The 1,998-nt window shown below is 37.0% G+C and carries 1 protein-coding gene; it reads right to left on the bottom strand.

The window, feature by feature from the left end:
* Positions 1–1,998: condensation domain-containing protein (locus tag G3A47_RS22465; protein ID WP_243860556.1), on the bottom strand; the 1,998-nt coding region annotated here is incomplete at both ends.

Below are 1,998 nucleotides of genomic sequence, written 5' to 3'. Positions count from 1 at the left end.
TTGATTGGCGCTTTCATTAAGCTCCTGATAGGTAAATTCCGTTTCTTCAAATACAACAGCAATCGTATTTGGAGTTCTCAATACTTGCTCTTCAAATAAATCTACTATCGTTTTATCTTTCGGATAAACTACTGCTGTACTATTAAAATCAACTAATAGTTCTTGCTTTTCCTTGTCCGTTAAATAGTATACTTCCTGAATCAATTTTTCAGGTTGTTTTACTGAAGCTGTAAGCAGGTTTTCTAAATGAAGAAACATTCTTTCTATTAAATACGCATCATAAATATCTGTATTGTAGTCAATTCTAAGGTCTAATCCTTCTGCTTCAACGAAGGTAAAGCTGATATCAAATTGAGCTGTTTTACTCTTAAAATCGTAAGCACTTACTTCAAAATCTATCAGTTCCTCCTTATTCAGATTATGTAATTGTCCTTGGTTTTGTAACACCACCAGGACATCAAATAAAGCAGAACGGCTGGTATCTCTCTTTAAATTCAATTTCCCTACCAGTGCATCAAAAGGATAACTTTGATGGTCATAAGCGCCTAACAGAGTCTCTTTTTGCAGGGCTATCAAATCTAAAAAACTACTTCTTTCTTTTAATTTCGTTCGTATGGCAAGGGTATTCAAATACAATCCCAATTGATTCTCTAAGTCCGGATGTTCTCTTTTTGCTATTGGGGTTCCAATTGTAATATCATGCTGACCAGTGTATCTGTGCAACAAGGCATTTACCCCGGCCATTAGGGTCATAAATAGCGTAACATCTTGTTCTTTTGAAAAGGTTTTTAATTGTTCTAAAAAGGCTTTTGAAAATTGATGCGTGAGATTATCCCCATTGTAGGTCTTAACCAATGGACGCGTTTTAAAACTTGGCAAATCCAAAACCGGTAAGTCTCCTTCAAACTGTTGCAACCAGTACTGTTCTGATGCTTGCTGTCTCTCTTGGTGCAATTCCTTGTTAAGCCATACGGTATAATCTTTATAGTGTATTTTTAATTCAGGTAAATCAATTTCTTTTCCTTGTGTTAATGCGTTGTAGGTGCTTATAATCTCTGCTAGTAATAGCTCTATAGACCATCCGTCGCCAATAATATGATGCAACGATAAAAAGAACGCATATTCGCTCTCTTTTAAATGGATTAAAGAGGCTCTTACCAATGGGGCTTGTTCTAAATCGAAAGGGGCATTGTTTGTATCTTTCAAATACTGCGCAACTACTGCTTCCTGATTTTCAACTGTACTATACTCTTTCTCTGTGATCTTAAAGTTTACTTGCTTCGCAGCTAATATATGTTGACGCACTTCTCCTTCATCGTTTATTTTAAAGTACGTTCTTAAAATTTCATGACGATGAATCAGTAGTCTAAACGATTCTTCTAATTTATTGACATCAACAATTCCTGTTAGCTTCACTACAGCAGGCATATTATAGGCTAAAGAACCACCTTCTAGTTGACTCAAGGTCCATAATCTGCCTTGTGAGGCCGTCAATGGGTAGGAGTCTGCTTCCGGTGCTTTGGTGATGGCTACATATTCATTCTTTTGCAATTGCTTGCTTAATACTTCTATTGTCGGATTTGCAAAAAATAGTTTAAAGGATACCGTTTTACCTAATTGCTTATGGATTCTATTGATGACTTGAGAAACAATCAAACTATGTCCGCCCAGTTCAAAGAAATTATCCGTTATTCCGATTGTATCAACTCCCAGTACTTCCTGCCAGATATGGGTTAATTGATGCTCAATATCGTTTGTGGGAGCTACATAGACTTTTCGTATGAAATCTTCTCCCTCGACATTCGGAAGGGCTTTACGATCTATTTTGCCATTTGGAGTTAAGGGTAAAGCATCCAGCGCCACATAAAAACCGGGAATCATATAATCCGGTAGACGCTCTTGCAGAAAACTACGCAATTCCGATTTGTTGATATCCAATTGGGTCACCAGATAAGCCACTAAAACCTTCTCCTGATGGTGCTCTTTTGCTTCTACAAC

The sequence above is a fragment of the Flavobacterium poyangense genome (assembly GCF_011751075.1).
Taxonomy (GTDB): Bacteria; Bacteroidota; Bacteroidia; order Flavobacteriales; family Flavobacteriaceae; genus Flavobacterium; species Flavobacterium poyangense.
The sequence above is the reverse complement of the archived record's forward strand: the minus strand, read 5'-3'. Positions and strand labels throughout refer to the sequence as shown.